General features: G+C 71.4%; 23 protein-coding genes, 1 tRNA gene and 1 pseudogene. 4 read left to right on the forward strand and 21 right to left on the reverse strand.

Going from position 1 to position 24,673, the window contains the following annotated elements; genetic code table 11:
* The first annotated feature begins 112 nt into the window (after window positions 1-112).
* From IH68_RS0115080 to IH68_RS0115090, 3 genes and pseudogenes are all read left to right on the forward strand, one after another.
* The gene (locus tag IH68_RS0115080; RefSeq protein ID WP_030934624.1) at window positions 113-3,550 is read left to right on the forward strand and encodes an FtsX-like permease family protein; all 3,438 of its coding nucleotides are present in this window, start codon (window positions 113-115) and stop codon (window positions 3,548-3,550) included.
* A 1-nt stretch (window position 3,551) separates the two neighbouring features.
* Window positions 3,552-6,262 (forward strand): annotated as a pseudogene (locus tag IH68_RS49790) (ABC transporter permease).
* 149 nt (window positions 6,263-6,411) lie between these two features.
* Window positions 6,412-7,365: an ATP-binding cassette domain-containing protein gene (locus IH68_RS0115090; RefSeq protein ID WP_030934629.1), complete on the forward strand. Its 954-nt coding sequence runs from the start codon at window positions 6,412-6,414 to the stop codon at window positions 7,363-7,365.
* 45 nt (window positions 7,366-7,410) lie between these two features.
* Here IH68_RS0115090 and IH68_RS0115095 read toward each other — a convergent pair whose 3' ends face one another.
* From IH68_RS0115095 to IH68_RS0115135, 9 genes are all read right to left on the reverse strand, one after another.
* Window positions 7,411-8,088, reverse strand: a complete 678-nt coding sequence (locus IH68_RS0115095; protein WP_030934632.1) for a hypothetical protein — start codon at window positions 8,086-8,088, stop codon at window positions 7,411-7,413.
* Entirely contained in the window at window positions 8,085-8,498 is a 414-nt protein-coding gene (locus IH68_RS0115100; RefSeq protein WP_030934635.1) for an acyl-CoA thioesterase, read from the reverse strand. The genes IH68_RS0115095 and IH68_RS0115100 overlap by 4 nt, the downstream gene beginning before the upstream one ends.
* A 6-nt stretch (window positions 8,499-8,504) precedes the next feature.
* Window positions 8,505-10,169 carry an energy-dependent translational throttle protein EttA gene (ettA, locus tag IH68_RS0115105; protein WP_030934638.1) on the reverse strand — a complete coding sequence of 555 codons (1,665 nt, stop codon included), beginning with the start codon at window positions 10,167-10,169 and terminating at the stop codon, window positions 8,505-8,507.
* Window positions 10,170-10,303: 134 nt separating this feature from the next.
* Complete coding sequence (locus IH68_RS0115110) at window positions 10,304-10,600, reverse strand: zinc-ribbon domain-containing protein (RefSeq protein WP_030934641.1); 297 nt, start codon at window positions 10,598-10,600, stop codon at window positions 10,304-10,306.
* A 94-nt stretch (window positions 10,601-10,694) separates the two neighbouring features.
* Window positions 10,695-11,063 carry a hypothetical protein gene (locus tag IH68_RS0115115; protein ID WP_030934644.1) on the reverse strand — a complete coding sequence of 123 codons (369 nt, stop codon included), beginning with the start codon at window positions 11,061-11,063 and terminating at the stop codon, window positions 10,695-10,697.
* Window positions 11,064-11,180: 117 nt separating this feature from the next.
* A complete protein-coding gene (locus IH68_RS0115120) occupies window positions 11,181-12,590 on the reverse strand; it encodes a Cys-Gln thioester bond-forming surface protein (RefSeq protein ID WP_078912459.1) in 1,410 nt (469 codons plus the stop codon).
* Window positions 12,591-12,850: 260 nt separating this feature from the next.
* Entirely contained in the window at window positions 12,851-13,327 is a 477-nt protein-coding gene (locus tag IH68_RS0115125; protein WP_030934650.1) for a single-stranded DNA-binding protein, read from the reverse strand.
* A gap of 273 nt (window positions 13,328-13,600) precedes the next feature.
* Window positions 13,601-15,490 carry a YfjP family GTPase gene (locus IH68_RS0115130; protein WP_030934653.1) on the reverse strand — a complete coding sequence of 630 codons (1,890 nt, stop codon included), beginning with the start codon at window positions 15,488-15,490 and terminating at the stop codon, window positions 13,601-13,603.
* Window positions 15,491-15,493: 3 nt separating this feature from the next.
* A complete protein-coding gene (locus IH68_RS0115135; RefSeq protein WP_030934656.1) occupies window positions 15,494-17,101 on the reverse strand; it encodes a dynamin family protein in 1,608 nt (535 codons plus the stop codon).
* Between the two features lie 321 nt (window positions 17,102-17,422).
* Between IH68_RS0115135 and IH68_RS0115140 the strand changes: the two genes are divergently transcribed.
* Window positions 17,423-17,495: transfer RNA gene (locus IH68_RS0115140), tRNA-Arg, on the forward strand.
* 177 nt (window positions 17,496-17,672) lie between these two features.
* Here the strand turns inward: IH68_RS0115140 and IH68_RS0115145 are convergent.
* From IH68_RS0115145 to IH68_RS0115200, 12 genes are all read right to left on the reverse strand, one after another.
* Window positions 17,673-19,067 (reverse strand): tyrosine-type recombinase/integrase, encoded by a 1,395-nt coding sequence (locus tag IH68_RS0115145; RefSeq protein WP_030934659.1) that lies wholly within the window; start codon window positions 19,065-19,067, stop codon window positions 17,673-17,675.
* On the reverse strand, window positions 19,067-19,264 hold the full coding sequence (locus IH68_RS0115150) for a helix-turn-helix transcriptional regulator (RefSeq protein WP_030934662.1): 198 nt from the start codon (window positions 19,262-19,264) through the stop codon (window positions 19,067-19,069). The genes IH68_RS0115145 and IH68_RS0115150 overlap by 1 nt, the downstream gene beginning before the upstream one ends.
* The gene (gene repSA / locus IH68_RS0115155; RefSeq protein WP_030934665.1) at window positions 19,261-20,652 is read right to left on the reverse strand and encodes a replication initiator protein RepSA; all 1,392 of its coding nucleotides are present in this window, start codon (window positions 20,650-20,652) and stop codon (window positions 19,261-19,263) included. The genes IH68_RS0115150 and repSA overlap by 4 nt, the downstream gene beginning before the upstream one ends.
* Window positions 20,649-20,840 carry a hypothetical protein gene (locus IH68_RS0115160; RefSeq protein WP_030934668.1) on the reverse strand — a complete coding sequence of 64 codons (192 nt, stop codon included), beginning with the start codon at window positions 20,838-20,840 and terminating at the stop codon, window positions 20,649-20,651. Before IH68_RS0115160 ends, repSA begins: the two co-directional genes overlap by 4 nt.
* Before the next feature lie 91 nt (window positions 20,841-20,931).
* Window positions 20,932-21,273: a hypothetical protein gene (locus IH68_RS0115165; protein ID WP_030934670.1), complete on the reverse strand. Its 342-nt coding sequence runs from the start codon at window positions 21,271-21,273 to the stop codon at window positions 20,932-20,934.
* Between the two features lie 25 nt (window positions 21,274-21,298).
* Complete coding sequence (locus tag IH68_RS57090; protein WP_199931880.1) at window positions 21,299-21,439, reverse strand: hypothetical protein; 141 nt, start codon at window positions 21,437-21,439, stop codon at window positions 21,299-21,301.
* A gap of 5 nt (window positions 21,440-21,444) precedes the next feature.
* A complete protein-coding gene (locus IH68_RS0115175) occupies window positions 21,445-21,654 on the reverse strand; it encodes a mobile element transfer protein (protein WP_030934672.1) in 210 nt (69 codons plus the stop codon).
* Window positions 21,655-21,673: 19 nt separating this feature from the next.
* The gene (locus IH68_RS0115180) at window positions 21,674-22,330 is read right to left on the reverse strand and encodes a DUF2637 domain-containing protein (RefSeq protein WP_030934674.1); all 657 of its coding nucleotides are present in this window, start codon (window positions 22,328-22,330) and stop codon (window positions 21,674-21,676) included.
* Window positions 22,331-22,405: 75 nt separating this feature from the next.
* Window positions 22,406-22,606: a hypothetical protein gene (locus IH68_RS0115185; protein WP_030934676.1), complete on the reverse strand. Its 201-nt coding sequence runs from the start codon at window positions 22,604-22,606 to the stop codon at window positions 22,406-22,408.
* On the reverse strand, window positions 22,603-22,815 hold the full coding sequence (locus tag IH68_RS0115190) for a hypothetical protein (RefSeq protein ID WP_030934678.1): 213 nt from the start codon (window positions 22,813-22,815) through the stop codon (window positions 22,603-22,605). The genes IH68_RS0115185 and IH68_RS0115190 overlap by 4 nt, the downstream gene beginning before the upstream one ends.
* A 79-nt stretch (window positions 22,816-22,894) precedes the next feature.
* On the reverse strand, window positions 22,895-24,253 hold the full coding sequence (locus tag IH68_RS0115195; protein ID WP_030934680.1) for an FtsK/SpoIIIE domain-containing protein: 1,359 nt from the start codon (window positions 24,251-24,253) through the stop codon (window positions 22,895-22,897).
* A gap of 2 nt (window positions 24,254-24,255) precedes the next feature.
* Window positions 24,256-24,615, reverse strand: coding sequence for a hypothetical protein (locus IH68_RS0115200; protein WP_030934682.1), 360 nt, complete (start codon window positions 24,613-24,615; stop codon window positions 24,256-24,258).
* Window positions 24,616-24,673 lie beyond the last annotated feature (58 nt).

Genomic DNA, 24,673 nt, shown 5'->3' on the forward strand with positions numbered 1-24,673 from the left:
CTGCGCCGGAATCCGGTCACGATCCGGTCAAGCCCGCCGTACAAGCGCTTACTGAGGACCCGCCCCTCTGACAGCATCGCCCGGAGGTCTGGACAACCACGGGGGGTTGGGCGTGACGGCGTTCGGTGCGGTGGCACGATTCGTCCTGTTACGTGCCCGTGCACACCGCCTGCTGCTGGCCGCCGCGCTGCTCACCGTCCTGCTGACCACGGCCGTCCTCTCGACCCTCACCGCCTACTCGGGCGCGATCGGCGACGCGGCCCTGCGCCACTCGCTGCAGGACCCGCAGAACGCCGCCGACGCCGCGCTGATCGTCAAGGCCGACGTCCCGGCGGACCGGCGCGCCGCCGCCGAGGACGCCGTACGGCAGGGGGCGCGGCGGATGTTCGACGGGCTGCCGGTGACCGTGCGGACCCTGGTGCGGTCGGGCCCGTACGCGCTGCCGCGCTCGCTGCAGCCGCCGGCCGAGCGATCCGGGAACCCCGCCCTGACCTATGTCGCGGCGCTGGACCCGGCCCAGGTGCGGTTCGTGTCGGGACGGGCGCCCCGGACGGGTTCCGGCGCCGGCATCGAGGCGGCGCTCCCGCAGACCGCCGCCCGGCGCCTCGGTCTGAGGCCCGGCGCCCGTCTCACCCTCGTCGACCGGCTCGGCGGTCCGAAGGTGCACGTCACGCTCACCGGCCTGTACCGGCCCGCCCGGGCGGACGCGCCCTACTGGCGGCTGGACGACCTGGGCGGCCGGGGCGTCACCACGGTCGACTTCACGACGTACGGCCCGCTGCTCGCCGCCCCCGGCGTGCTGAGCGGCGCAAAGGTGAGCGCCGGCCCGTCCGGGTGGCTGGCGTCGGCCGACTTCTCGACGCTGACGACGGGGCGGATCGACGAGCTGCGCAAGGCGGCCGGAGCGGGTGGGGCTGCCCTGCGCAGGCAGCCCGCGCTCAGCGGCACGACGGCCGTGGGCACGTCCCTGCCCGGCGTTCTGGACCGCGTCGAGCGCTCGCTGCTCGTGTCCCGTTCGACGCTGCTGATCGTCGCGTTGCAGCTGGCGCTGCTGGCCTGCTGTGCGCTGCTGCTGGTGGCACGGCTGCTGAGCGCCGAGCGCGCGGGCGAGGTGCGGCTGCTGCGGGCGCGCGGCGCCTCCCGCGCGCGGGTCGCGGCGCTCGCCGCCCTGGAGGCGCTGTGCCTGGCGGCGCCCGCGGTGCTGTGTGGGCCCCTGCTGTCGGGCCCGCTCACTCGACTCCTGGCCGGCCAGGGGGCACTGGCACGGATCGGGCTACGACTGGAGGTGCCTGCGGGCGGGGGGCTCGGGGTGTGGGTGGTGGCGGGGGCTGTGGGCTTGGGGTGCGCCCTGGCCGTGACACTGCCGGGCGCTCCGCGGGATGTGCCGGGGTGGGTCGTCGATCATGTGCGGGGCCATCGTGGCTTGTCGCGCCCGCGCGACGGAGCCGCACATGTCACAGCCCCGCGCCCCTTAAACGCCGCGTTGCGCCCCGTAGGGGCGCGGGGCTGTCTCGATTTGCGGCTCCGCCGCGGGGTGCGACCAGCCACGAAAAAGCCGCACTCGGCCAACTACAGAAGCCCCCGAGCTCTCAGCCGCACAGCAGGCGCGGGCGCCGACCTCTCCCTCCTGGCTCTGGCCGCCGTCGCGTACTGGCAGCTGAGCCGACAGAACTCAGGTGCCGTGAACGGCGACAAAGCCGGCACCCTCGGCATCGACCCGCTACTGGTCGCCGCCCCGGCACTCGCACTGCTCGCCGGCACCGTGCTGACGCTGCGGCTGCTGCCCCTGGTGGCGCGGCTCGCCGAGCGCCGGGCGGCCGGCGGGCGCGGGCTGACGGCGGCGCTGGCAGGCTGGCAGCTGAGCCGCCGCCCGATGCGCGGGGCGGGCCCGGTGCTGCTGCTGGTCCTGGCCGTCGCGCTCGGCATGCTGGCGATCGGGCAGCGCGCCTCCTGGAACCGCTCGCAGGACGACCAGGCCGACTTCGGCGCGGGCGCGCCGGTGCGTGTCCTCGCCGCCGGGGAGGACGGCCTCGGACGCACGGAGACCTACGCGGCGATCCCGCACGTGCGGGAGGTCGCCCCGGCCCTCCGTGCGGACCTGCCGTTGTCCGGCGACCGCACGGCGGCACTGCTGGCACTGGACACGGCACGGGCGGCGGACACGGTGCTGATGCGCCGGGACCTGGCCTCGCAGCCGGTACGGCCGCTGCTCGCATCCCTGGGCCCGAAGGCGCCGACGGCCGGCGCGAAGGTGCCCGCGGGCACCGCACGGCTGCGGCTGACGGCGACCCTGCACAGCTCCTCGCGGAGCGGGGCGGGCACCGCGGCGGACGTGACGGTCACGCTGGTGGACCGGTACGGGACGCCGTACCAGGTGCCGGCCGGGGAGCTTCCCGGCGACGGGCGGGCGCATGCGCTCGACGTTCCGGTCTCCAAGGGGTCGCTGACGCTCACGGGAGTGCAGTCGGTGCTGCCCCAGCCGGTCGGGGAGCCCGAGCAACAGCGCCTGACTTTGGGCGGGTTGACGGCGACCGGGGTGGACGGGAACGTGCGGAAGGTGCCGCTGCCCGCCTCCTGGAAGGCGTCCGTGCGCAGTGACGGGCAGGTCTCCTCGCCGGACGAGAAGACGAACCCGACGAAGCCGGGGATGAGTTCGTCGGGACCGCCCACGGTCGAGTACGGCACGGGGTACGTGCCGGCCGAGGACACCTGGGTCACCGCGTCGTTGACGGTGCGGGTGCAGGTCGTGCAGCCGAAGCCGCCCGAGATCGCGGCGGTGGCGACCGACCGGTTCCTCACCTCGGCGGGCGCGCGCACCGGACAGCGGGTGGACGTGACGGTCGGCGGGGAGAACGTGCCCGTGCGGATCGTGCGTGCGGTACGGGAGTTGCCGACGACCGGCGATGCCGACGGGGGTGCCCTGCTGGTCGATCTGCGGTCCGTGAACCGGCTGTTGGAGGCGCGGTACGGGACGAGCGCCGCACCCACGGAGTGGTGGCTGCGGACCGGCCCCGGCAGGTCGGCCGGGGTCGCGGCGGCCCTGCGGGCACTGCCCGAGCTGGATCCGGCGCAGGTCGTGGTGCGGGACGAGACGGCCGCCCGGCTGCGGGACGATCCGTTCGGCGCGGGCGCGGAGGCGGCGTTCGCGGCGGCGGCCGGGGTGGCGGCCGCGCTGGCCGCCGTCGGTTTCGCGGTGAGCGCGGCGGGGTCCCTGCGGGAGCGGGGCGCCGAACTGGCGGTGCTCCGCGCCCTGGGCGCCCCGCGCCGCCGCCTGGCCCGCATGATCGCCGTCGAGCAGGGCGTCCTGGTGGCACTGGCTCTGGTGGTGGGGACGGCCCTCGGGACGGTGCTGACCCGGGCGGTGATCCCGCTGATCGTGCTGACGGCGCAGGCCACCCGCCCCGTGCCGCGGGTGCTGGTGGAACTGCCGGCGCCGCACGTCGCCGTACTGCTGGCGGCGGTGGCGGTGACGCCGCTGCTCGTGACGGCGGCGCTGGCGGTGCGGCGCGGGGATCCGGTGATGTCGTTGCGGGAACAGGGGGGTGAGTGACATGAACGCAGTACCGGCTCCATGGGTCCGTACGCGGCTGCGTGCCGCGCCCGGTGCCGCCTGTGCGCTGGCGCTGCTGGTGGCGCTGACCGCCTGCCTCGCAGCCGCCTTCCCGCGGGCGGTCGACCGGTACGAGGACGCCGCTCTGCGCCGGGCCGTCGAGCGGGCGCGGCCCGCGACCACCAGCGTGGGCGTGTGGGCGCGGCAGCCGAGTCTGCTCCTGCCGCGGGAGCAGCGCGAGGAGGCGCTGCTCCCCGGCACGCTCGCCGCGCAGTACACGAAGGTCCGTGCCGCCGTGCCGGGGCCGCTCGTCGTCGACCCGGACCAGTCGGCGTACGGGGTGCGCACCAACCCCCAGGAGGTACCGGACGGTTGGCTGCCCCGCCCGAGCGGTCTGCCGGCGCAGATGTCCCTCGCCGCGCAGCACGGCCTCGCCGACCATGCGACGGTACGCAGCGGACGCCTCCCGCGCACCACCGGCCGGGTCACCGCCGCCACCGCCGAGGTGGAGGCCGCCGTCACCGTCGAGACGGCAAAGCGCCTGCACATCAAGGTCGGTTCGGTCATCCACGTACCCGGCGTGGAACGCGCCCCGCTCGCCGTCCGCGTCACCGGCATCGTCGCCCCGCGCAACCCCGGCGGCGCCTACTGGGCCGCCCAGCCCCTTCTGCGCACCCCCGACCTCGTCCTGCTGCCGGGAAACGGCGCCGACCCCGACAAGTACTGGGTCGGCTCTCTGCTGCTCGCCCCCGAGGCGGCCCCGGCGATGCTGGGCACAGCCGGAAGCGCTTGGCGCTACTGGCAGTTGGCCCCCTCGCCCGCCGCGCTCCACGCCCACGAGGTGGACCGCCTGAAGTCGGCCGTCGCGTCCCTCGAGTCCGGCCCCGTCCTACGGAAGGTCCGCACGCTCACAGACCCGACCACGACGGTGAGCACCGACCTCGACGACGTGCTGGGCGGCTTCACCGGTCTCCGGTCGGGCGTCCGCCCACTCGTGGCCGTCGCGGCCTTCGGCACCGGCACGGTCGCCGCCGTGGTCCTGCTGATGGCGGGCGGCCTGGCCGCCGACCGCCGCCGCGCCGAACTCACCCTGCTGCGCGCCCGCGGCGCGTCCCTGCCCGGCCTGGCGGGCCGCCTGCTCGCCGAGACCGCGGTGGCCGCGCTCCCCGCGGGGGCCGCGGGCCTGGCGGTCGCCCTGCTCGCGCTCCCCGGCGGCCGCGCCTGCTACGCGATCGCCGCGGCGGCAACGGTCACAGCGGTCGCCTGCGCGGCCCTGCCCCTGCGGGCGGCCGCCGTGCACCGGGCCGTCCGTATCCATGGCGGCCGCGCGGACGTGACCTCCGTACGGCCGTCCCGACGCCGTACGATCGCCGAGCTCACCCTGGTCGTGGTGGCCCTGGGCGCGGTCGGGACACTGCGCAGGCGGGGCACGACAGGCGATCAACTGACCGCGCTGGCACCGGTGTTGGTGGGAGTGGTCGCGGCCCTGGTGCTCGTCCGCCTCTACCCGCTCCCGCTGCGCGGCCTGGCCCGTCCGGCGGCCCGGCTGCGCGGCGCGCTGGGCCACCTGTCACTGGCCCGGGCGGGCCGCACCTCCGCCTCCGCGGTGCTGCCGCTGCTGGCCCTGCTCACCGCCCTCACCACCGCGGCCTTCGGCGGCTCGGTCCTCGCGGGCGTACGCGAGGCCCGCGACCAGGCGGCCCTTTTCGCGGTCGGCGCCGACGCCCGCATCGAGACGACGTCCCCGCTGCCGCCGGGTCTGCCGGACCGGATCCGCCGGACGCCCGGCGTACAGGGGCTCGCGGTCGTGAGCATCACGTACCAGGCCAAGCCGACCGACCTCACCCGGTCGGTGCCGCTGGCGGGGTGGACCCGCGGGACTACGCGGAACTGGCGAGCCGGACGGGCCTCGGCTCCTTCCCGGAAGGAGAGTTGAAGGGGCAGTCGGGCCACGGCGCGCTCCCGGCACTCGCCTCCCCTGCGGTGGCGAGGACCTACGGCACCCGGCCCTTCCCGGTACGCCTGGAGGACGGCACCACGGCCACCGTCCGCATCACCGTCGTCCGGGACCGCACCCCTGCCGTCACCGGCGACAACTTCCTGGTCGTGGACCGCGCCGGCCTGAACAGCGCGGCGTCACTCCCCACCGCACTGCTGCTGACCGGCACCCACCTGAACGGGCCCGCCCTGCGCATTGCGGCACCCGACTCGGCGGACGTACAACTGCGTACCGAGGAACGCGCACGATACGCCGACTCCCCTCTCCAGACCGGCGCCGAACGCGTCTACACGACGGCGGTCGCCGCGGGCGCCGGTTACGCCGTGCTGGCCCTGCTCCTGTCCCTCCTCCGCACAGCCCCCGAACGCACGGCCCTCCTGGCCCGCCTGCGCACCATGGGCCTGACCCGCGCCCAGGGCCGCCGCCTGCTGATCCTGGAGTCCCTGCCCCAGGCGGTCCTGGCAGCGGCCGGTGGCACCCTGACGGGCTGGGCGACGATCCGGCTCCTGTCACCGGGCGTAGACCTGACGACCATCGCACTGGCCTCGGCCCGAGCACCGGCGACGGATGCAGTGCTACGAACGGACGCGACGTCGCTGGTACTACCGGCGGCGGCGATCGTCCTGGTGACGGTGGGGGTCGCAGGGGTTCAGGCTTGGTGGACCGGGCGGCGGGGAGCGGTGGCGGAGTTGAGGGCGGGGGACGCGAGATGAGCTGCACCTTGGCTGCGGGCAGTCGTGCCGCTGGGGCGGCGCCCGACCCAAAGAGAGCGGCACCCGGCATGCGCCGGCGAGCGCACCCACCCCCACAGCAACCCCCACCCCGGGCCACTGTCCACCGAGCCGATGCCCAGGAGACCCCGATGCCCCCGGCAAATCCCACCCTCACCGACCTGGCAAACCGCGCCGCCGCACAACGCAACCGCCCCAGCTACGGCCACGACGCCCTCATCACCTGCGACCGCCTCGTCCGCATCTTCACCACGGACGGCACAGAGGTCCAGGCCCTCCAAGGCCTGGACCTCCTCGTCCACGAGGGCGAACTCATGGCCCTCGTAGGCGCATCGGGCAGCGGCAAATCCACCCTCATGAACATCCTCGCGGGCCTCGACACCCCGACCGCCGGCACGGCCCGCGTGGCCGGCCACAACCTCCTCACGATGACGGCGAAGGACCGCCTGACCTACCGCCGCACCACCGTCGGCTTCGTCTGGCAGCAGACCTCCCGCAACCTCCTCCCCTACCTCACCGCGGCACAGAACATCGCCCTTCCGATGCAGCTCACGAGCGCCCGGAAAGAGCGCCGCCTGCACACCGAACGCGCCCTGGAACTCATGGAGTTGCTGGACGTCGCCGACTGCCGCGACCGCCGCCCCCACCAGATGTCCGGCGGCCAGCAGCAACGCGTCGCCATCGCCGTGGCCCTCGCCAACAAGCCCGCGGTCCTGCTCGCCGACGAACCCACCGGCGAACTCGACTCCCACACGGCGGAACAGGTCTTCGCCGCCTTCCGCACCGCGAACGAGCACCTGGGCACCACCATCGTCATCGTCACCCACGACCAGGCGGTCGCCGGCGAGGTCCGCCGCACGGTCGCCATCCGCGACGGCCGCACCTCCACCGAAGTCCTGCGCCGCAGCGAGGTCGACGCGACCACCGGCCACGAAACGGTGGTCGCCCGCGAGTACGCGATGCTCGACCGCGCCGGCCGCCTCCAGCTCCCCGCCGAGTACACCGAGGCCCTGGGCATGCGCGACCGCGTGGCCCTGGAACTGGAGCCGGACCACATCGCCGTACGACCGGACGACAGCGACTGATCACGTGCCGCAACCGAACGGTCCACGGCGGACCTGTCCTGATGACTACCGGACGCTGACGTCCAGCGCCCCAAGTCCCGCACGCCGGACGGCAATCGATCCGTACGGTGTGCGCAGCCGCAGCCAGGCGCCCGACGAGACCAGCGCCAGGTCCCCGGCGCCCTGCGTGGAGCGGAGGAACCCGAGCGACTGTGCCGCGTGCGCGGCCCGTACCGGGAGGTCTGTGTCGCCGACCGTCCGCGACCAGATCTCCCGTCCGATGCGGTCGAGCTCGGCTCGGGTACGCAGCTCGGGCGCCAACTCCCCCGTACGGGACCGGAATTCGGCGACCGCCGCGCCGACCATGGCCCGCAGGGCATCGGGCGCGGGCAGCCCGGGCTCGGGCCGCCAGCCGCCGCGCGGCGGGAGGACGCCCGCCCAGGGCGGCCCGGTGACCGCCGCCGGAACGCCGGCCGTCGCAGCCGACTCGTCCACCGTCTCCAGAAGTTCACCGGCGGACACGGTCACGTCGAGCGTGACGTCGAGCCCCTTCTCGTACGGCTTCGCGAGCCGCACCGCGCGGATCGCGAGCACCTCGAAGGACGGCGGTCGGCCGAAGACGGCGAGCGCGGTCCCGGCGGCCTGGAGGCGTACCGCGGCGCCGCGGTCGTAGTGGAGCAGCCGCGAGAGGAAGGCCGCGAAGTCCGCCGCCTCCCCCTCGTCGGCAAGGTGGAGCACCGTCATGCTGCGACGGCCTCCTCCTCGGCGTCGTCCCGGAACCCCTCGAGGAACTCCCGCTCCTCCGAGGTGATCCGGCGCGGCCGCTGTGTCTCGAAGTCGAACGGCACGACGACGGTCAAGGCCCGTACATAGACCAGGTCCTCGTCCTTCACCTCGTAGGTGACGGTGAAGGACGCGGCCCTGATCTCGGTGACCCACAGCTCGATGTCCACCGGGTCGGGCCGGTGCACGAGCTGCCGCTTGTAGTCGATCTCATGGCGCGCCACCACGGACCCCTGCCTGGACTCCTTGCCCCGCAGGGACAGGAAGTCGATGCGGGCCTCCTCCAGGTAGCGGAGGAAGATCGCGTTGTTGACATGGCCGTACGCATCCATGTCCGACCAGCGCAGGGGACAGCGGTAGATGTGACGCAAGATCGATCAGCCCCGGGTCAGCTTCTTGTAGGTGGCGCGGTGCGGACGCGCGGCGTCCGGTCCGAGCCGCTCGATCTTGTTCTTCTCGTACGACTCGAAGTTGCCCTCGAACCAGAACCACTTGGAGTCACCCTCGTAGGCGAGGATGTGCGTGGCGACTCGGTCCAGGAACCACCGGTCGTGGGAGACGACCACGGCCGCGCCCGGGAACTCGAGCAGTGCGTTCTCCAGCGAGCCGAGGGTCTCGACGTCGAGGTCGTTGGTCGGCTCGTCGAGGAGCAGCAGGTTGCCGCCCTGCTTGAGGGTGAGCGCCAGGTTGAGGCGGTTGCGCTCACCACCGGAGAGGACGCCGGCGGGCTTCTGCTGGTCGGGGCCCTTGAAGCCGAAGGCCGACACGTACGCACGCGACGGCATCTCGACCTGCCCGACATTGATGTAGTCGAGCTCATCGCTGACCACGGCCCAGAGGGTCTTCTTCGGGTCGATGTTCTCGCGGCTCTGGTCGACGTACGAGATCTTGACGGTCTCGCCGACCTTGATGGAGCCGGAGTCCGGGGTCTCCAGACCCTGGATCATCTTGAAGAGCGTGGTCTTGCCGGCGCCGTTCGGGCCGATGACACCGACGATGCCGTTGCGCGGCAGTGTGAAGCTGAGGTCGTCGATCAGGACCTTGTCGCCGAAGCCCTTGCTGAGGTTGGTGACCTCGACGACGATGCTGCCGAGCCGCGGGCCCGGCGGGATCTGGATCTCCTCGAAGTCCAGCTTCCGCATCTTGTCGGCCTCGGCCGCCATCTCCTCGTAGCGCGCGAGACGGGCCTTGGACTTGGCCTGCCGCCCCTTGGCGTTCGACCGCACCCACTCCAGCTCTTCCTTGAGCCGCTTGGCGCGCTTGGCGTCCTTCTGCCCCTCGACCTTGAGACGGGTCTGCTTGGTCTCCAGGTACTTGGAGTAGTTGCCCTCGTAGCCGTGCAGCCGGCCGCGGTCGACCTCGCAGATCCAGCCGGCCACGTTGTCCAGGAAGTACCGGTCGTGGGTCACGGCGACGATGGTGCCGTCGTACTTGGCGAGGTGCTGCTCCAGCCAGTTCACCGACTCGGCGTCGAGGTGGTTGGTGGGCTCGTCGAGCAGCAGCAGGTCGGGGGCCTCCAGCAGCAGCTTGCACAGCGCGACGCGGCGCCTCTCACCACCGGAAAGGTTGGTGACGGGCCAGTCGCCGGGGGGGCAGCCGAGAGCATCCATGGCCTGCTCGAGCTGGGCGTCGAGGTCCCAGGCGTTGGCGTGGTCGAGCTCCTCCTGGAGCTTGCCCATCTCGTCGAGCAGCGCGTCGGAGTAGTCGGTGGCCATCAGCTCGGCGATCTCGTTGAACCGGTCGAGCTTGCCCTTGACCTCGGCGACGCCCTCCTGGACGTTCTCCAGGACGGTCTTGTCCTCGCTGAGCGGCGGCTCCTGGAGCAGGATGCCCACGGTGTAGCCCGGCGAAAGGAACGCGTCACCGTTCGACGGCTGCTCCAGCCCCGCCATGATCTTCAGAATGGTCGACTTACCGGCTCCGTTCGGGCCGACCACACCGATCTTCGCGCCGGGCAGGAAGTTCAGCGAAACGTCGTCAAGGATGACCTTGTCGCCGATTGCCTTGCGCGTCTTGCGCATGGTGTAGATGTACTCAGCCAAGAGAAACCGTCCGGCAGCTTGAAATCTGGCAGTGGGCAGATACAACCCATCTTGCCTGAGGTCCAGCCTTGGGTGGTAACCCATATGGCCGGGCGTCTGTGACCTGGGGTTTCGCTGTCGGGGTCGACGGTCGCTCAGGCTCCGGGGTGCTGGTGGGGCTGCTGCGGCCGGCCGTAGGGCTGACCGCCGGGAGCGCCTGCGGCTTGTGTCTGGAGCTGTTCGGCCTGTTCCTTGGTCACCTTCTGTTCGGTGCCGCAGAAGGTGCACTGCGTCGTGTACCTCGTCGAGACGGGGAACAGGGGCACGAAGAAAAGCGTGAATTTCGTGACGCGCTTCCTGAGCGTGTGCGCGGCAGGGTTGCCGCAGCCTCCGCACACCAGCGTGAGTATCGCGAGCTGGTACAGGTATCCCCTGGTGCCAAAGATGATCACGAGATCGGCCCTTCTCGGGTCGGTGTCCGCCGCCGGTGGATGACGCTGACCGAGATCTTCTCGCAGATTTACCCCCTCGGCGCCATGGTCACTGTCAGTGGTAGCCGTTCACCCTCGGTGGCCGTTGAGCCAGCAGCAGGGCAGCTACGGCTGCCACGCCCACCACACCGGCCGACCGGAACGCACGGGAGGAACGCCAGGACAGGACCGACCACCGGGACTGCGCGGACAGCACCGACCCTGTGCTCAGCCACGATCCGGCCGAGATCAGCGACAACGCCGAGCCGATCGATCCGACGGAGAGCGCGCTCCCGATCGAGGCGACGGACAGGGCCGACCCGACGGACCCGACGGACAGCACCGACCCCACCGAGCCGATCGACAGCACCGAGTCCTGTGACCACAGGGACAGCACCGAGCCCGAGAAGGCGTGCGGCGCCGGCGATACGGATGGCTTCGTCATGAGTCCATCCTGCCCGCCGATCTCGCAGGACTCCACGCATGCGGCCGAACGCGTCCTGGAGGAGCGTGTGTTGGGGAGGCGTCCCTTCCCATCGGTACCGAGGCTTCCTCCGAGGGCTCAGTCCTGGGTCGGTGCGTCCTTCTTTCCTACGAGGACCAGGGCCGCGCCGCCGATCACGACGAGGGCGATGGCGATGCCCGCGATCAACGGGGTCGTGCCGGAGCCGCCGGTTGCGGCGAGGTTGGTGTCGTCCGCCGTGCCGCCCACCGTCGCGGGGCTCGGCTCGCTGAGGATCTGGGTCGCGTTGCCGCTGCGGGAGGCCTGTGTCCTGCAGTCGAGGATGCCGGTGAAGCGCTTCTGGAGGCCGGCCGGTCCCGTGATCGTGAAGTCGTAGGGCTGGTCTTCCTGCAGGGGGATCGTCACGGTTCGGGACTCGCCTGCCGGGATGCTGTGCTCGATCCCCATCAGCTCGAAGGTGAACGCCTCGTCGCCCTGGTTGGCAGCGGTGAGGTCCACACCTCCCTTGGCGCAGTTCCTCGCCGCGGACAGGGCCGGTATGGCGCCCTTCTTCGCCCAGGTCGCGCCGGCCGTCGCCGAGACCGTCGACTCGCTGGAGCCGGCCAGGATCTGAGTCTGGCTGCGGGTGTCGGAGGCGAAGGCGCGGCCCACGGGCACGGTGGTCGAGGCCTGCACGGTGAGCTCGGCCGAGCCGGCGGCGGCGTGCTCGGGCACGTCGAAGAAGATCTGCCTGCCGTCGACCGCGGAGGTGAGCGGCTTGCCGTCCTTGCCGACGATCCGTACACCGCTGGTCGCCGCGTCCGCCGGCGGCGTCACGGTCACGCCGGCCGCGTTGGTGTGCACGGTCACCGGGCCGAGCAGCTCTCCGGGGTGGCCGGAGACCGCGGGCGGGTCCAGCGTCAGCGACGCCTGGGGCTCCGCCACTCCGACCGCGCTCTTCTCCAGGTAGTCCGCGAGCTTCTCGGCCTGCGGGTCGACGGCGTCGACGTCGGCGTGGTCCGAGTACCGCCAGATGGCCACCTGGGTGCCGGCCGCCGCGTCCTGCTCGGTCAGGCCGCCCTTGACCCCCGCCTTCGCCGCGAGCGTCGCGAGGTCGTTGACCTGCGGGTAGGAGTTCTGCAGGATCCAGCGGATCCTGCCGGCGTTCTTGTTGGCGCCCAGCGAGGTGCCGCTCCAGGCGGTCTCGTGGTACCTGGCGTCCCGCTGGGTGGGGTTGTGGATGTCGACGCAGTACGTCTGCAGGGTGCCGCCGCCGTCGACGGACATCTCGAACAGGCCCGCCGAGACCTGCTGGTCCCCGGTGTCCTCGTGGATCACGGCGGTGCCGTACGTCTTGAGGCCGCCCATGGTGGCGGTCGCCCCGCCCTGGCTCTGTGTCGTCTCCTCCGCGGCGGCCGTACCGGCTCCGGTGAGGACCCCGACGGCCACAAGACCGGACACCAGTGTCGCGGCGGCGAGACGCACGGCCCCTCGCCTGCGCACGGACGGCGCAGAGACAGAAGAAAACACCAAATTCCCCTTCGAGCAGGACCCATTGACATGGGGGGTGTGGTCCCACCAGCAGAATCAGAAGCCCCTGGAGCTACGCCGGGCATCCTATGGACGCGGCGCACCACGCTTGCCGGTCATACCGTCGGACAAGCGATCCGACTCGGAATCGTTATCGCCAAGACGGCCTATGAGCAGGGCTTATCGACAAATCCACCGGACCCTTCGGAACGCATTCGTCGATAAGCCGCAGTACGGTCAGCTCGGGGCACCGCCTGACATCACGTCACTGCAGCGGGCTCCGGCTCCCGTTGGGCCGAGTCGATCCCTGAACCGCCGGGCGGGGTCTCCCAGTTGGGCTCGGGCTGCTGGGGCGTGGCATCGCTCACCTCCGGTTCCGGCCTGCCCGGCCGCCGGAAGGCCGAGGTCCCCCGCGTGAGGTCATGGCCGATCGCCACCGCATCGAGGTCCGCCGAAGCCCAGTTCTGCCCCTCGCGTACGTCCGTCCGCACCTTGAGCCTGCCCTGCACGATGACGGGATCGCCCACGTCGAGCGAGGCCGTCACGTTCGTGGCCAGTTGCCGCCTGGCCCACACCGTGAAGAAGTTGGTGTGGCCGTCGGTCCACTCGTTCTTCTCGCGGTCCAGATAGCGCGTGGTCACCGCGAGCCGGAAGCGCGCCGACGGCCCCGAAGCCAGGTCCCGGAACACCGGCTTCGTCGCCACGTTCCCCACGGCGCAGATGATCGTCTCGTTCATCACGACCCCCTCTTTCGCCCGGCCGCCGGGGCCGGGCGGACATGCCTACGGGCCCGTCCCGTACGGCTGCGTCTGCCGCAGCGACCGCGTCCCTCGCGATCGCCGCACCGCCAGACTGCCTCCGTCGGGCCGAGCCCGCCGAGCCCTGTGGACCGTCCCCCACCTGTGGATAACTCCATCACCCGGACGAGTGAGCCCAGGAGGACCCCGACGAGTGATCATCTGCAGAAAAGCTCACCGTCACCCTCCGGAGCCCACCGCCCCGTCCGGGTGTCACCGGGGCCCGTTCCCCACCCCCGTCACCCGCCCGTACTGCTCCCGCACCTCCCGGTAGCGCAGCAGCTCTGACGCCACCGGGTCCAGCACCCGGGCCCGCCCGCACCCGGCGGCCGCCTCCCGCAATCGCCGTTCCGCGTCGGTGCCGTAGCGGCGGGCCGGTCCGCGCGCCGCCATCCGGCAGCTCCACTCGACGATCGGGCCGCCGATGATGCCGGCCGCCATCAGCAGCACCGGCACCCCCAGGTTCGGCGCCATGAATCCGACGATCTGCCCCAGCAGCCACAGTCCGCCCGCGACTTGAAGGAGCGTCATGGAGACCTGGGCCATGACGGCCAGCGGCCACCAGCCCGGCCGCGGTGGGCGGCCCGGCGGCAGTCCCGCCCGTACCGCCAGTTCGTCGAGCGCCTCGGGCAGCCCGTGGGCGCCGCGTACGGCCGCCTCGCGCACCGCCTGGGCCCAGGGCGCGGGCAGCCCGGTCGAGGCACGGTCCGCGAGCGTCCGTACCGCCTGCTCGACGCGCTGGCGTGCCGTGACCTCCTCGTCCGCCTGGGTCGGCAACGGCACCCGCCCGGTGCTCGGTTCGGACCGGTCCCGGTACCACCGCCACAGCCGCAGCCAGGGCGTTCCGCAGGCACGGTTGGCGTTGCGCAGCCAGGCGCGCTCGGCCGCCTCGCCCGCGGCGGAGGCACCCACCGCGTCCGCGAGCCGGGCGGAGAACTCGTCCCGCGCCTCCTCGCTCAGGCCGGTCCGCCGCCGCGCCGCGTAGAGGGGCCGCAGCTCCGCCGCGGCCGCGTCGAGATCGGCCGAAATTCGCCGCGCCGGAGCGCCGCGTTCCGCCACAAACTGCCCGAGCGCCTCGCGCAGTTCACCGACGCCGTCCCCGGTGAGCGCGGACAGCGCGAGCACGGTGGCACCGGGATCGCCGTACTCGCCCAGTGCGATCCCGTCCTCGTCGAGCAGCCGCCGCAGGTCGTCGAGGACCTGGTGGGTGGCTTCGCCGGGCAGCCGGTCGGTCTGGTTGAGGACGACGAACATGACCTCCGCGTGCCCCGCCATGGGTCGCAGATAGCGCTCGTGGAGGACGGCGTCCGCGTACTTCTCGGGGTCGACGACCCAGATGACGGCGTCGACGAGGGCCAGGACCCGGTCCACCTGTTCGCGGTGCTGTACGGCTGCCGAGTCGTGGTCGGGCAGGTCGACCAGGACCAGCCCGCGCAGTTGTGCCTCCGTCTCGGGGTTCTGCAGCGGGCGCCGCCGCAGCCGGGGCGGGATGCCGAGCCGCTCGATGAGGCTCGCCGCGCCGTCGCTCCAACTGCACGCGATGGGGGTCGCCGTGGTGGGCCGCCGGACGCCGGTCTCCGAAATGGGCACCCCGGCCAGGGCGTTGAACAGCTGCGACTTGCCGCTGCCCGTCGCACCCGCGATGGCGACCACGGTGTGCTGCCCGGAGAGCCTGCGCCGTGCCGCCGACTCGTCGAGCACCCGTCCGGCCTCGGCGAGCGTCTGGCCGTCGAGCCGGGTGCGGGAGAGCCCCACGAGCTCCCGCAGCGCGTCGAGCCGCGACCGTAGGGGGCGGTCGTAGGTGAGCGGGACCGTCGGCTGGGCGCTGAGCGCCCGTGTCTCCACCACCGGGACATGCTCGGACCCGGTGTTCTCCTCGGTCGCGCGCCGGGCGATCAGCCCGTCGTCCCAGGCGCTCGCGGAGTCCGTACGACGGGAGGTGCCGCCGTCCACCAAGCGCGCGTGGCCGCCTTTGTCCCGTACGCCGGTCTCCCGCTCGCCGGGCTCCTGCTTCGCAGCTCTGTCCCCTCCGGTCAGGCCCTTGGCGCTCTCTTCGGGGTGCTCGGCCCGGCCCGTGTGGTCCTCGTCTGTGACGGCAGTCACCGGTCACCTCTCCTTCTGCAGTACGGACAGCGCGGCGATGAGTTCGGCCTGGGGTTCGGGGTGGATCTCGAGGGCGTCGAGGGGTGCAAGACGGCGCTCGCGTTCGGTGTTCATGACCCGGTCGAGGTGCTCGGTGAGCAGCCGCCCGCCCCGGTCGCGCAGCCGCAGCGCCCCGTGCGCGCCGATCCGCTCGGCGAGCCCTTCCCCGGCCGAACGCGCCCGACGGCCGCCCAGCAGCGCGGTGGTGACGAGGACGGCGACGACCTCGGGGTCCGGGGCGACGTTGCGGTCGAGGTCGCGGACCTCTTCCTCGGCGTACTCCTCAAGCTCGCGCCGCCATCGCCGTACCGCCATCCCGATGCGGTCCTCGGCGCTCTCCAGGGACGGTTCCTGTTCCGTCAGCTCCGGGGCGCTCGCCGCGGGTTCGCGCCGCCAGGCCTCCCGGATGCGCTCGTCGGCGGCGGTGACGGCGCACAGCAGGAGCGTGGCCAGGCTCTCCATGAGCGCGTCCAGGAGCTCTCCGGCGGAGCAGTCCAGGGGGAACGCGCGCCACCTCTTGAGGGCGTCTCCGGCGAGTACGGCGCCCGACTGCAACCGCCCTCGCACGCGCGCGTGCTCGCTGTCGTACGCGCCTTCGACGGCGTTGGTGAGCCGCACGGCCGCCGCGTACTGGGCGGCGGCGGCACTGGCCAGTTCGGGCAGCCGGGTCTTGAGGGAGTCGAGCATGCCGTGCGCGGTACGGGCCATGGCCTGCTGCCTGGCGGCCGGGTCCTGCGCCAGGTGCACGAGCCAGGTCCGCAGCGACGCCACGGCGGTGGCCGGCAGCAGCCCGCTTCCCCAGGCGGACTCGGGCAGTTCGGGCACGGTGAAGCGCGGTACGTCGCCGAGTCCGGCCTTCGTGAGCAGTGCGCCGTACTGCCGGGACACCTCGGAGACGACCTGGTGCGGCACGCGGTCGAGCACCGTCACGAGGGTGGCGTCGTACTCCTTCGCGGTGCGCAGCAGATGCCAGGGGACGGCGTCGGCGTAGCGGGCGGCCGTGGTGACCATGACCCAGATGTCGGCCGCGCAGACGAGTTCGGCGGCCAGGACGCGGTTGTCGGCGATCAGGGAGTCGATGTCGGGGGCGTCGAGGAGGGCGAGCCCGCGCGGCATCGTGTCGGCGGTCTCGACGCGCAGCACGCGCGCGGGGTCCTCTCCGGGGAGCAACAGGTCGTCCCCGGTGTCCTGATGGGGCACCCAGACGCGGGTGAGGTCGGGCAGCACCCTCATCCCGCTGAACCAGTGATGGTCCTCCGGATGGCACACCAGCACCGGTGTCCGCGTGGTCGGCCGCAGCACGCCCGCCTCGCTGACCCGCCGCCCCACGAGGGAGTTGACGAGAGTCGACTTGCCGGCTCCTGTCGATCCGCCCACGACGGCCAGCAGGGGCGCTTCGGGCTCCCGCAACCGGGGCACCAAGTAGTCGTCCAGCTGTGCGAGCAGTTCGTCGCGGTTGGCACGCGCGCGTGGAGCCCCGGCCAGGGGCAGCGGGAAGCGTGCGGCGGCGACACTGTCGCGCAGGGCGGAGAGTGCGTCGAGCAGCTGAGGCCGTACGTCCAAGGTCACCACATGCGGAGAATGCCCGATTTTAGGGGAATTCTGAAGCATATGAGCATGTCTGCGCGCCGACAGGACACAAGGGACGGAAGGGATGACTGGGACACGGGCACAGTCCAGGCATAACGAGTGCACAACACCCGGTGCGTGAGAGCCCAAAAGCGATGCACGATTCGTACCTGCCTGCGATTATCAGGACCGCTTCACCGAACCTCCACATCGAGCCACGGAGGCGAAGCAACAGGGACAAGGACACGGGAGCCCTATCCTTGTCCCCGGCAACGTCACGGATCGGCCCACACCCGGGCACCCACGACAGCGGCCACACACCCGGCCCCCGTAGCTCAGTGGATAGAGCAGGCGCCTTCTAAGCGCTTGGCCGCAGGTTCGAGTCCTGCCGGGGGCGCCCAGTCTCCGCCCTCCTTCGGGAGGGCGTTTTTGCTGTTCAGAGCAGGTTTCCTCAGGCACGACAAAGCCCCGGGCGCTCCCCCAGCGATCAAGGGAAGGCTCCGGGGCTGTCCGGCTGTCACCGGGTTTTTGCGGGTCGCCGTGTCGAATACGTGTCGAAGTTCTTGGCCGAAGATCACCCAGCGTCGGGCAGCTCGGGGAGGTCCCCGGCGGCTTCGAGGCGCTTCTTCAAGTCAGGAAGTTGCCCATCGACGCACCTGGCGTACGTGGCAAGGAGCACCGGCACGCTGTTTCCGGCCCAATCGGCCACCTGTGCGGGCGGGATCCCGTCGTTGAGCCACTTGGTCAGGCGGGTGTGCCGGTTGTCGTACACACGCTTCCCGGTCGGCGAGTCGAAGACGTGCGGAGCCAGGACCGCCCGGCGAGCGCTGCGCCAGGCCCGGCGGATCACGGAGCCCGCGAGGATGCCGCCGCTCTCGCCCTGGAACAGAAGATCACCCGGCTTGAGCTCTTCATCTTCGATGTGCCGGCGCAGGATGCGAGTCAGAGCGGGGTGCCCAGGCACCGTGCGCGTGTCCCCTTCAGCGCGGCCCTTGAGATCGCGCTGCTCGTGGATCTCTCCCGTGTCGGTCCACTGCTTGCCGACTTCCGGAGTCGCTGTGTGGATCATCAGCTCGCACCATTGGTCGTCGGCGTCGACGTCGGGCAGGCTCACGTCCCACACGCGCATGGCTACGGCCTCTTCGGGGCGTGGTCCGCAGTAGTACAGCGTGGCGAAGAAGGCGTGCAGTCGCTTGCCGCCGCGGGGCCGTCGACGGATCCAGTCGAGGAGGGCCGCCGCTTGGTCAGGGTTCATCAAGCTGCGCTTGTCCACGGCGTTGCTCGTCTTGGTGGCGGTCGTCGCCTCCTTGCCCTTGGGGAGAGGGTTGGTCCGCAGGATGCGCCGCCGGATGGCGTACTTCATGACGACGTTGAGGATGCGGCGATGCCGCTTGCGGGACCAGGCCGCAGCCTGCTTGCCGTCGAGCCGGGAGTCGATGGCCTGTAGGACGTCGTCGACCTTCTCGGGGTCCTCCCAGGCCGAGACGGGAAGGGAGTTCCGCTCAACCCATCGGAGGATGGTCACCACGTCCCGTGGTGCTTCCGATCGGCGGTTGGCGTTGAACGCCCACTCACGCAGGGCTGTCCGCACGGCCACGGGATGGAACTGGGCGGGCTGTGCGCGGAGCAGGGCGAGAGTGGTTGCCGTGAGCGTCTTGGCGGTGTTCTTTCGGCTGTTGCCGCCAAGTTGAGACCACCGGGCATCCACGTATTGAACTGCGAACTTGTACCAGCTCATTGCCGCCGACTTGGAGCGATGAGACACCGGCAGCCCGGTCGCGATGACGAACGCTTCGCCCTTGCCGGTGGCTTGGATCAGTTCAGAGCGGAAGCCCTCAGCGAGCGCAACCGTGTCGAAGGGTTCACGCCAGCGCTTCCCAGCAACCACCCAGCGCACCGTGTACGTGGTCTTTCGAGCACCCTTGTACGTGAGGATCTTGTAGACCTTGACGTCGTACGTCGTCTCCATCAGGCGACGTCCTCCCGGTCATCGAGCCAGTTGTCGAGGTCGGTCCGCCGGATCCTCAGGTCACCGTTCGGGAGCTTGATGCAGCGGGGTGCGCGTCGCTTGGCACGCCAGTCGTAGAAGGTCGAACGCGAGATGCTCAGTTCCTCGCAGACCTCAGCAAGGGTGAGCATGGTCCGTGATCGGACGGCGGTCGTCATGTTGTGCTCCCTTCGCTGACCAGGGCGTCGCGGGCGGTGTCGCGGTTGAGTTGGATGCCGTGGGCGATGGATGCGGCGAGGGCAGATTCGCCGGGGGTGTGGCCGTGGCCGGCGTATTGCCAGGAGGCGAGGACGAGCACGGTGTCGGGTTCGTGGCCGTCGACGCCGAGGGCTTCGCGTTCTTGTGCGGCGCGGTAGTCGGCGCGGATCTGGCGCAGTACGCCGAGGGTGGTGGAGTAGCGGCGGGACTTGGAGCTGAAGTGGCCGCGGAAGCCGAGCATGTGGGCCCATGCGGTCAGCCGGCGATCCGGGTAGGCCGGATCGAGGTCGAAGCAGGCTTCGATCAGGCGGCGGGGGTGGTCGGGCAGGCCGAGGAGGATGACGGCTTCTCGGTTGCCGATGCGCCGATCCACGGTTCCGGTGTTCTCGGCGGCTTTGGTGGCGTACTTGGCGACGTAGGAGGCCACGGCCTGTTCGGTGATCTCGGAGTCGTCGCCGAACGCCTTGATCGGGCGGACGTCGAGCTGTCGACCCCAGCGCAGGCGCCACCCGTTGGGGAAGCCGGCGGCTTCGCGCGCGGGGACCTCGGCGGTGACGTAGGGGTGTGCGACGGCGTCATGAATGGCACGGGTGAGTAGTTCCGTGCTGGCCCAGGAGGGCGGTTGGGTGTCGGGTCCGTCGGGGCCGTCGAGGCGGATCACGGCGTGGAAGTGGATGGCACCGCGCTTTTGGAATTCCGCGACCTTGCCGTAGGAGAGCCGGGCGACCTCTTTGAAGGCCTTCTGGGTGATGCCGACCTGGGCGGCGATCTCGCGGCGCAGCCGGTTGACGAAGCGGTGCCACAGCTCCCCGGCGTGGTTGTTGAACAGCACCGCCCCGGCGTAGTCGTAGGCGTCGGGATCGAGCGGTGTGCCGAGCGCCGGGTCATCCTCGCGATGGGCGACGCCGCAGTGGCAGGCGCCGTGGGTGGGCCGGTGGTGGACGGGGCCGAAGGACGGGGCGGTGAGGGTGGCGAACACGCGGGGCCGGTGCCGGATCGCGACGGGGATCTCGTGGCGGGTGTCGCCGACGAGCCCGGCACGGATGAGGTGGTAGGTGTCGCCGGCGTAGGTCCAGGCGCAGGAGGGGCAGCGGGAGGCGCGGCGGTTGCCGCAGGCGATGCGCAGCCGGCCGCCGGGTTCGGTGTCGGTGGTGTAGGCGCGCAGGGTCTCGCCGGTTGCCTTGTGCTTGGTGATGGACCAGCCGGTGAGGTGGATCGGGTCGGAGCAGCCGCCGGTACGGCGGATCTGGTCTTGCCAGCGGTCGAAGCCGGGGGATGCGGCCACCCGCAGCATGCCGCCGAGGGTGGCCGCATCCAGACCCGCCGTCAGGGTGGCGGAGTCGATCACGCGGCCACCTCCCATTCGGCCGAGTGCAGCCGGCGAACGGTGCGGGTGCCGGTGCCGTGGCAGGCCGGGCAGTGGGCGGTGATGGTGCGCAGGTGGCCGTGGCGGTCGCGTCCGCCGAGGGTGACCTTGACGGAGGCGAAGCCGTCGCAGCTCTGGCAGATGCGCGCCGGGCGGGTGGACTGCGTCATGATGGGAGTTCCTTCCGGATCGTTGGGTTCGGGCAGGAGGCACGGCACCGGAGCGGGCGAGACTTGGCGGTTGAGACCGCTCCGGGGCCGGTCAGCGGCGCTGCTTGGCCTCGCTGACGAGGATCGAGCGGACCACCAGGGCGACCACGGCGAGCGCGCCGGCGGTGATGGCGACCGCGAGGAGCATGGAGACCAGCACGGCGCCGACGGTGAGGACCACGACGGTGCCGCCGACCACGAGCACCACCAGGGCACCGGGCGTGACCTGAACAGCCGACCGAGACGGGGCGGGCGCGACGGGCGCCGGGGCGTGGTGCTGGCAGCCGCACGGGGCGTGTCCGGACTCGTGCGGGACGACGGTGCCGAGGGTGGTGATGGTCGGGATGATCTCGCCCGTGGGCTTCTCGTTGACGGGCACGTGGGGCCTGAACATGAGCTGAACTCCCTTCCAGGGATGGTTACTTGACGAACGGCTCGAAGAGCGGGGCGAGGAAGTAGCCGCCGATCAGCAGGACCACGACCAGCCACAGGGGCGGGCGGACGAACTTGACGCCGAGCACGGCCAGGCAGGCGACGAAGAACCACAGCGGCACGGACACGGCGATCAGCCCTTCCGGTTCTCGTACTTGCTCGTGATCCGGCAGCGGTGACCCTTGGCCGCGATGCAGACCGCGCCGTAGGTGGTGTATTCGGCCGACCAGCCGCACTGATCAGCGGTACAGGAGGCGATGTAGCCCTTGTCGCCGCTCTTGGTCAGGGCGCGGCCGATCTCGACGGGGCCGTAGCGCACGAGACGCTGGAAGAGGAAGCCCATGGTTCAAGTCCTTTCTCATTCAGGCAAGTTGGGCGGCGATAGCGTCCGCCATGGCGGGCGGGACACCCAGGCGGGCGCGCAGTGTGTCGAGGTCGATCGGCGATCCGGTGCGTGCCTGGTGGTCGTCCGCGAGCCGGCGGGCGTGCGCCACGAGCGCCGGCGGAGCCGTGACCGCGGGAGCGGCAGGCGCTTCGGGCAGCGCCTGCGCCGGTTCGGGGCCAGGAATCGGCTCCGGTTCGGTGACGGGCTCGGGGGCCCGTGTCACCGTGGCCGACTCCGGGGCGTCCGAGGCGTGATCGTCGGACACAGGTCGGGGTGTGGGGCTGTGGGCGAGGAGGGTGCCGCCGAGGAAGGCGAGGGCGGGCCATCCGGCGACGCCGAGGCGGAGCAGGGCGGGCGGGTTGGCCAGGTCGAGGAAACCGGCCGTGGCGATGTTGGCGCCGAGCGAGGCGACGAGGGCGACCAGGAACCAGCACCAAGCCAGTCGGGACGGTCCGTCGACACGAAGTCGGCGCCACGCGGCCACGAGCAGCAGGTCGACGGAGATCGGGTAGGCCCAGGCTTTCCAGCCGGTCTGTCCGGCGGCTTGGGCAAGATCGTGCAGGTGGGCGAAGGACAGGGCACCGGCGATCACGGCCTGTACGAGGACGGCGTCCGGGCGGATCGTGCGAGTCATGCTCTTCACCTCCTTCGAGGGGGTTGGGCCAGGGACGGGCGGGGAGCGCGTCCGGTCGCCCGTCCCGGCGGGTGTTCAGTCGGTGGGGGCTTCGCCGGTGCCGAGGCAGGTCAGGCACAGACCGGTCTGCCGGTGATCGGTGAGGCGTCCTTTGCGGGCGCCGACCTTGACGGCCTCGGTGATCTCGCCGTAGCCGTCACAGTCCGGGCACTTCGCGGGCTCGGGCTTGGCCGGGGCCGTCTTGCGGCGGGCGGCGGTCTTCTTCGGGGCGGTCACGGCGTCCACCCCTCGCCGGGGTAGTCGGGGCCGTCGGTGGGGTCGTAGCCGGGCGGGAAGGTGCCGGGCGGCGGCTCGGGGAGGGATGCGGCCAGGCACGGGCCCACGGCCTCCACGAAGTCCTGATCAGCTCCGAAGGTGTCGGCGTAGAGGGCGAGTTGGCCGAGCATGAAGACGGTGCGGGCGAAGTCCTCACAGTTCGGGCACATGGCGGGTGATCTCCTTCGGGCATGGCTCGGGTAGGGACCTGGCGCGAGGCGGTCACGCCGACCGTGGAGCGGGGTGGGATCAGGCGGCTTCGGCGAACGGCTCAGCCGTCGCGGGCGCCTCGACCGGGCCGGCGTCGAGGACCGGGCGGAAGCGCGACAACTCCGGTATGTGCGGGGCGAGTTCGGCGTGCCTGTTGCACGCGGTCACGGCTTCCCGCATCGATGTGAGCGGGGCCCGAATGCGGGTCCAGTCGCCGTTGGAGTAGCCGACCACGGCCATACCGGGCCGGTCGTTGCGGATCTGCGTGGCAGCGAAGACCGCATGCGGGGACACATCGCCGAACGCCATCTTCGCCGACGACTCATCGTTGACCCGATGCGCCATCCGGCCCGTGAGCTGAGCGCGCAACATCGTGATGCCGTCGCCGAGTTCGGAGCCGAAGCGCTGACCGTAGATGTCGAGGAAGATGCCGGCGGCGCGGCCCAGCTGGGCGAGGCGGACCAGGGCGACGATGATGCGTTCACGCCGCTTCTTCTCCGCGCTGGTGGTGAACAGGGCGAGTTCGGCGATCTCGTCGATGGTCAGCACCACCGGCACCGGCCTCAGATGCTCGGGCAGACCCCAGATGTTCGCGGTGATCTCCCCGTCCGGGGTGTCCGCGCTAATCCGCTGCTCCCGCCGGATCACCTGATACGTCGCGTCCATCCGCGCCACCAACGCTTCCAGCAGGTCGGCAGCGTCGTCCGGGTTGTCCGCGAGGGCGGAGAAACGGCGGGCCAGCGGGGCAAGTTCCACGCCGTTCTTGCAGTCGATGCCGACCAGGGCGACGCGCTGCGCGGCGAGTTCCTTGATCACACGACGCTGTGTCACGGACTTGCCGGAGCCGACCGCGCCGAGGGTGACCGAGTGCGGTACCTCCTTGTAGTCGCGGTAATGCACCGAGCCGTCCTCGCACAGCGCGACCGGGATACGTAGTTCGCTCCGGTCGGTCCGGGCCGGCATCTGTACCCGCTTGAGGACGTCGTAGCCGGTCGTGGCGATCTCGACGACACCGGGCTTGATCTCGCGTGAGGTGACCTGGTGGACGCCGAAGGCGTGTCGCAGCCGGTCGACGGCCGCGGAGTAGTCGAAGGCGTCCTGTCCCGGTTGCATCCGGATCCGCAGCCGCAGGCCCGTCCGGGTCGGCTTGATCCACATCAGGCGGGGCACCCGCTGTCGTGGGATCTCCCACTTGAAGATCCGGGCCAGCCACAGCCGGAACCGGGAGGCAGGGACGGTGAGGTCACAGGCGTCCATGACGGACGCGTAGCGGAAGCGGACCTTGAGGGTGGCGTAGACGACACCGAAGGTCATCCAGTACCAGGCGGGGCGGCGCCACCGAAGCAGCAGCGCCAGCCCAACCACGACCACCACGGCGGAGATCAGCAGCCACCGCATGATCAGGCCGCCTTCAGGTTCTTCGAGCCGCCGGCGTCTACGGCGGTGACCGCGACCGCGCGGAAGCTGATGCCGTGCCGCTTCTGGCCGTTGAACTCGTTCTCCCACGGCCGCGCCACCAGACCGGTCAAGGCGACCGGGGTGCCCATCGCCAGCTCACCGGAGATGGACGATTCGCCCACGGTGACCTTGACGACCTCGGCGTTGCCGTTCATCACGAACAGCACGTCCAGCGTCACCAGAAACTCACCGGTCTGCCGGTCTACGGCTCGCTCCTGGGTCTGCTGGTTGACGTACTTCGGCTGCGGCGGCTGCGCCACCATCAGAGTCGCGCCGGCGGTGTCCACGGGGATCTGCTGCATGGTCTGTTCTCCTGATCTCGCGGAGAGTTGGAACCGACAGTTCGTCGGTGAGATCAGG

It is taken from the genome of Streptomyces sp. NRRL S-646 (genome assembly GCF_000720765.1).
Taxonomy (GTDB): domain Bacteria; phylum Actinomycetota; class Actinomycetes; order Streptomycetales; family Streptomycetaceae; genus Streptomyces.